6 protein-coding genes are annotated in these 5640 nt (G+C 53.0%); 3 read left to right on the plus strand and 3 right to left on the minus strand.

The features are described from left to right. Nucleotides 1-457: proline racemase family protein (locus ACETWG_11180; protein MFB0517148.1), on the minus strand; the 457-nt coding region annotated here is incomplete at its 3' end. 59 nt (nucleotides 458-516) lie between these two features. Beyond that, complete coding sequence (locus tag ACETWG_11185; protein MFB0517149.1) at nucleotides 517-1443, minus strand: NAD(P)H-binding protein; 927 nt, start codon at nucleotides 1441-1443, stop codon at nucleotides 517-519. Nucleotides 1444-1888: 445 nt separating this feature from the next. On the opposite strand from ACETWG_11185, the gene ACETWG_11190 reads away from it, so the two are divergent. Next, nucleotides 1889-2269, plus strand: a complete 381-nt coding sequence (locus ACETWG_11190) for a hypothetical protein (protein ID MFB0517150.1) — start codon at nucleotides 1889-1891, stop codon at nucleotides 2267-2269. Nucleotides 2270-2748: 479 nt separating this feature from the next. Then, nucleotides 2749-3126 carry an Mth938-like domain-containing protein gene (locus tag ACETWG_11195; GenBank protein MFB0517151.1) on the plus strand — a complete coding sequence of 126 codons (378 nt, stop codon included), beginning with the start codon at nucleotides 2749-2751 and terminating at the stop codon, nucleotides 3124-3126. Between the two features lie 34 nt (nucleotides 3127-3160). Here ACETWG_11195 and ACETWG_11200 read toward each other — a convergent pair whose 3' ends face one another. Beyond that, nucleotides 3161-3853 (minus strand): endonuclease V, encoded by a 693-nt coding sequence (locus tag ACETWG_11200; GenBank protein ID MFB0517152.1) that lies wholly within the window; start codon nucleotides 3851-3853, stop codon nucleotides 3161-3163. A gap of 1015 nt (nucleotides 3854-4868) precedes the next feature. On the opposite strand from ACETWG_11200, the gene ACETWG_11205 reads away from it, so the two are divergent. Continuing rightward, on the plus strand, nucleotides 4869-5640 hold a 772-nt coding region (locus tag ACETWG_11205; protein MFB0517153.1), incomplete at its 3' end, for a phosphodiester glycosidase family protein.

Here is a 5640-nt window from a genome sequence, read left to right on the forward strand (position 1 = left end):
GCCCAGCCTCTACTCTGGCATGGGCTGTAACGAGCCCCGCGGGGGTATCTATTTTAACCGTGGTTTCTGGGGCAGATATCGGAAGAATGCCCGTCTCCAGTACCACCTTCGTTACGGCAATGACCCCATGGCCGAACATGGTACTGAAGCCTTCATTGTGTAGAAACAGAATCCCAAAATCCGCCTTCTGAGTTACAGGCGGGGTCAGAATGCAGCCGTACATGTCGGCGTGGCCCCTGGGTTCCCACATGAGGGCTGTCCTCAGGTGATCGAGATGTTCTTCAGCGTGGCGACGCCGCTCCAGGATAGAATCTCCTGGTAACTCTGGGAATCCGCTCAGAATAATCCGCAAAGGCTCGCCTGCGGCATGGGCTTCAATGGTGGTGACTTTCTGCCAATTGGTCGGCGGCGTCCATTTTTTTATGGCTGCTACTCTAGATGTGGAATTGACTGGCATTGATTCCTCCATTCGGTCGCGCTTGTTACGGTTTCGAAATGAAACCTCCCATGATATATTCACGCCCTTTTTAGATAGCTAAGATTTGCTGGTGTGAACAGCTGGGGCTCAATGCTGAACAATTGGAAAACCTCGGTTGAATCGCAGGTGTTACCCTCCACGAGCATCTCGATCTGGTCGCGGGTGATGGGGAAGAAGTCAAAGCGATCCAGGAGAACGGCGGCAGCTTTTACAATAAGCACCGGGGTAGGGATAGTCCATTTGTGTTTCCCACTGGCATCCCCGACAATCTGTATGAGCGTTTTCCAATTGAGTGTGGTGGGTCCTCCCAGCGCATACGTTTGCCCGATGGTTTCCGGTATGGCCAGGGCTTTAACGAAAATAGCCGCAACATCTTTGACATGAACAGGTGACATTTTGAACATACCCGCATTGATGGGCCAGAGTCCCCGATAAAAAAGGGGCGCCGGGATTGGTAAGCGAATTAGCCCGTCACGCAGCTGGGTACAGAATTCCATCTTTCCCCTGGGATCTCCAAAGATGAGGGAGGGACGGAAAATAGTCCACTCCAGACCAGTGGTTTTTAAGAACTGCTCTGCCTGGTATTTCGTCTTTTGGTAAGGGGTGCCGTCGGGTTTTACTCCATTGGCGCTCATCAGGATGAAGCGTTTTATTCCTGATTGAACGGCAGCGTCCATAGCCCGCTTGGCGCCCTGGAAGTGCAGCTCATCATAGGTGATGCCTTTTCGCTCAAACTGCCGGATGATCCCGATGCTGTAGATTACGGCATCACAACCTTCGAGCGTGGCAAAAATGGCATTCTGATTGCCGACGTTACCGGAAATGAGAGTGCATTCCAGCCGCCGCGATACCTTGCCTTCACTGCCAGGTCTCACCAGAAGGACTGGCTCGTGGCCTCGTTCCAGCAGTTCCTCAACCAGGTAACTGCCGACAAACCCGGTTCCACCTAGAAGGGCAACTTTCACATTAACCCCTTTCTGATTAACTCGCTGAATATATGTGTACGGTATCAAATGGTACAATGTCCACTAATTTGCCTGCATCCCTTCGTTTAGACGCCTTGGATTATGGTTTTAAGGTATGTTCCGTGCGATATCTAAAAACGAACGCCTCTGGAATGAGTTAAAAAACCATCGCCGCCCTCGATGATCAAGCGGCGTAGCCGAATGTGGGTGGTGTCCGGTACCCAGACCTGCTCAGGGCACACGATCTCCAGCCCCTGAACCAGATTAGGATAGCGGGGATAGTCGTGCTAGCTCTTGGTAGTCTTACTTCGGGCACGGTTGATGCTAACTTACAAGCCCATCTATCACAACACCTTCCCTGGTTCAATGTGTTCTACCGTGGCACGTGCTTGTTGGAAAGCCGTTAACATATTATATTGTAAATAATATCAATAGGGGAGTTATTATGCCTGTCAAACTCATCATAATCACAATTGGAGCTATTGGATTACTTTCATGTTCAGCGATTAGCGAAATTCCAGGCCAGGCAACCATCAGCTTTGACGATACCATACGTTTTGAAGATATTCAGGCAAGAAGTGCCCCCAATACCCTGGCGCTGATCGAGGAGCTGCGCCCGTACTGGCTCCGTGGAGAAGTGACAGAGTATGGGGAAGGAAGTAACCTGATTGTTTACGTGGACAGAATTCGAATAGGCGGAGTGCGGGAACTAGCACATATTCCTATTTCGAGTATTGAGCAGATTCGTTTTTTAACGCCTTCAGAAGCATCTATAGAATTGGGCGAAACCGGAGTGGATGGCGCAATTCTGGTGATAACGCGTTAAGCTATTTGGCGGAGGATGGTTGCCGTAGTTATTCACCTATTAATCGATGGATGATAGCGCCATTAGATGTAGTGCGCCCCAAAAACTACACACGATTTGAGTGATTCTTTGTAAACAATGAAATCCTACCTTGAGCTATCATACCACTGATCCTCGAATCCAGCCGGGGATAAGATATCCTACCGAGGTATGGATTCGATTGCGCCGATAGACCTCGTACAGTAACCGTTCCACCAAGCCTTTCCGATCCGGGCTATGCTGATTTGTAGGTGGGCCTGGTGAAGTGTCTGAGCCTAAAGCCGGGCCGCATACTGAAGCCTATGGTCGGAGTGATGGATTTCGGGAGCCCGGTGTGCCATTGTCTTCTGCAGGCCATGAAAATCAAGCACTGGCTACAGACCAGAATTTCCTTGTAGGTTAATAGCATGATTAATCTAATATAGGACGGTTTATAGTAGAATCTACAAGCAGGGGTAGATATGATGGATGAGTCTCTGGCGTCGCCGCGCATTACTCGCCTCGCCTGGGGACGTATCGAAATCGAGGGCGGCAGACGGTTCAAGGATGCCAAGCTCTATCCCGGCGGCTGCCGGGAATGGAACTGGAAGGAAACCGGTACGGGCCATACGCCGGGTATTCAGCCTGCAGATATAGAAGAGCTCCTGGAGCACGGTGCCACAGTGGTAGTACTTTCAAGGGGCATGTACGGGCGACTCGAGGTTTGTCCAGAGACCTTAATGAAGCTGGAGGAGCGCGGCATTCCGGTGCACATACTCCGAACAAAGGATGCGGTTCAACGCTACAATGAACTGCGGGAGGCGGAGCCCGTAGGGGGGCTCTTTCACACAACCTGCTGACTCGCCGGTCTCAGCAATCGATTGCTGGGGATCCTTACCTACTATTGCCTTGGTCATGGGCTCGGGCTGTTCGGGCCAGGTGACGTGCATGCCGAAGTGGCTCAGGGGTTCGAGCCTTTAAAGAAACAGATTGGGCTACCGTCACGGCTACAGCCAAATCGGTACGCCATGCCGGATGTATAACCAGCGGATGGGCACCGGCGCGGGTGCGCAGCCAGACAGCGACATTCTCGGCCTCAAGCCATAAGGGGCTGGTGCTTCCCCGGTCAGGAGCAGGCCATTCCCCCTGAGCAAGAAGGGGGCGGTTAGTCACGCCGACGGTTGGAATATTGAGAACGGCCCCCAGGTGAAGGGCCAGTCCGGCTCGGCGAGGATGGTCGCGACCGGTAGCGTTCACTAGAAGTACGTCCGGCAGTGTAGGCAGTGCCCTCACGGCAGCTTCCAGAAGGGGGCCTTCCCGCAAGGCCAGCAACCCGGGGCTGTATGGTGCACCTGCGGCGCCTTTTGCTGTCGCGGTCGCAATGACTTGACGATTGTGCCATAGAGCCGCACCGGCCCAACCAATATCGCCGCGAGCCCCATTGCGCGTTGAGCCCCGACCAAAGCAAACGAAGCACGCACCTACCGTGATGGGTGCCACGCCGGGTCGCCAGATTGCTGGCTTCCGACACCGCAACTCCTCTTGAACCTGAATCAGTTCTTCCGAGGTTGTCGGCCAGTCTCCCATCGGGCATCTCTTCAGAGCTTATGTGGTACCTTTGGTCAGAAACTAAGGGCTCCTCGGCCCAGTTCCAAAGGGAGTTGGCATACATTGCTAATAGCATAGTGCCAGCAATTCGCGCGGGCCGTAGCCCGGAGCTATTCTACCACCAGCGATTATTTTATTGAGATCGACGCCGGGGGGGATTGGAAATAAGCTATTGATTACTTTAAGGTAATAATTGCACTACGTTTTTATGCTCGTGAAGGTGCCTGGCGGTGGATTTATCCTCGGGTATCCACCACCTGATGGTTTGGCAAGATATTTGCAATATAAATAGCTGAGGTTCGACCGCTATTTGAAGATAAAGATTTAAGGCTTGTGCCTGCATATCCGGGATGCTGCATGCTGTGACATTTTGGCTGGTGATACCAGTATCTTTGGTTTGGAGATGTATGGATAGGGATATGTGGGTATAAGCCGCCCCTTTGCTTGCCTATGTCTTCTCGCAACTGGCTCTCTGCCAATTCGGTGAAGTAGATCAAGACCCACCTCATAACCCCCCAAATGATCCCCCACGATAAGGCATAGGTAGGCAATAATTTACACACGAAGGGCTGTAAACGAGGGGTGACTGGTGGTGTCCCTGCACCGGTCACCCCTCAACGCTTATATGACCTGCACCTGGAAAATATTTCCCAATTTCAGGGAATTGAATCCTTTGCCATCATCATCAGGACCAGTCTTCAATCCCGGGTGCCGGTTCCCGATCGGAATCGGGCTCGAAGGTTTGCCAGAGAAATGCTCATCGCCCCTGCTATCCGGCTGGGCAGTCGAGTTCAGAATCTCAGTATCACAGGCCATGACGACCCAAAGGTTTGACTTCTGATCCAATTCGGCTAACTTTTGACGGTCATCGGAAGGTACCTGTTTCGGTAATCCGATTATGATGCGAGCGATAACACGATTGCTGACCTCCGCAGGGTTGGTTTTGCTGTTTTTCGGCGCTTGTGCAAGACCTTCCTCGGGTGATTCCCTGCCTATGAACTGGCAGCCCATGAAAGGGCTGAATGCTAGCCTGCCGGGAGGAGTGCGGGTTTATGAGGGACACAATCCGCAACTGCCCCTGAGGGCTTGGTACATACGGGTACGTGAGAAGGATACCCGCATTACTACCCATGTAGTGGTGTCGATGGACAAAGACCGGCGGGAGACGGCCACCGAATTTGCCCAGCGATTGGGCGCTTGTGTAGTGGTGAATGGAGGCTATTTTCGCATGGACCTGCTGCCTGCGGAGCACGTGGGACTCCTGAAGGTGGACGGTGTCCTGCTTGAACCGCCGACGCCCTGCGTTCAGCGAGATGGGTTGCGGTTCCGACTTGCTCGGGCTGCTCTAGGTTTTACCAAGGATGACCACATTGATGTGGCCTGGGTCATGAGCTATAGCGATACGCTTATGGAAGTCATCCAACCTTTGAGAAACCGGCCCGGCCTGCCTGATACGCTGTTTGAGGTAGCATCCGCCCGCCCCTGGCACATGCACGATGCCCTGGCTGCCGGTCCGTGCCTGATATCCGGCGGCGAGATCCGTATCACCAGTGATGAGGAGGTGTTTTTCGGCACTTCCGTCCCCAATGTACACCCGCGTACCGCCGCCGGTTATACTCAAAACGGCGAACTCATTCTTCTGGTAGTGGATGGTCGGCAGGATAGGAGCCGTGGTGTTGACTTGAACGAGCTGGCAATCATTATGAAGGATCTGGGTTGCCTGGAAGCGCTGAACCTGGACGGCGGCGGTTCGTCTACCCTGGTAG

This window comes from Candidatus Neomarinimicrobiota bacterium (assembly GCA_041862535.1).
Taxonomy (GTDB): domain Bacteria; phylum Fidelibacterota; class Marinisomatia; order SCGC-AAA003-L08; family TS1B11.

What these genes read in the sequence shown, in the direction of transcription:
- ACETWG_11190 (MFB0517150.1), top strand. Translation starts at nt 1,889, where the DNA reads ATGCCTGTCAAACTCATCATAATCACAATTGGAGCTATTGGATTACTT.
- ACETWG_11195 (MFB0517151.1), top strand. Translation starts at nt 2,749, where the DNA reads ATGATGGATGAGTCTCTGGCGTCGCCGCGCATTACTCGCCTCGCCTGG.
- ACETWG_11200 (MFB0517152.1), bottom strand. Translation starts at nt 3,853, where the DNA reads ATGGGAGACTGGCCGACAACCTCGGAAGAACTGATTCAGGTTCAAGAG.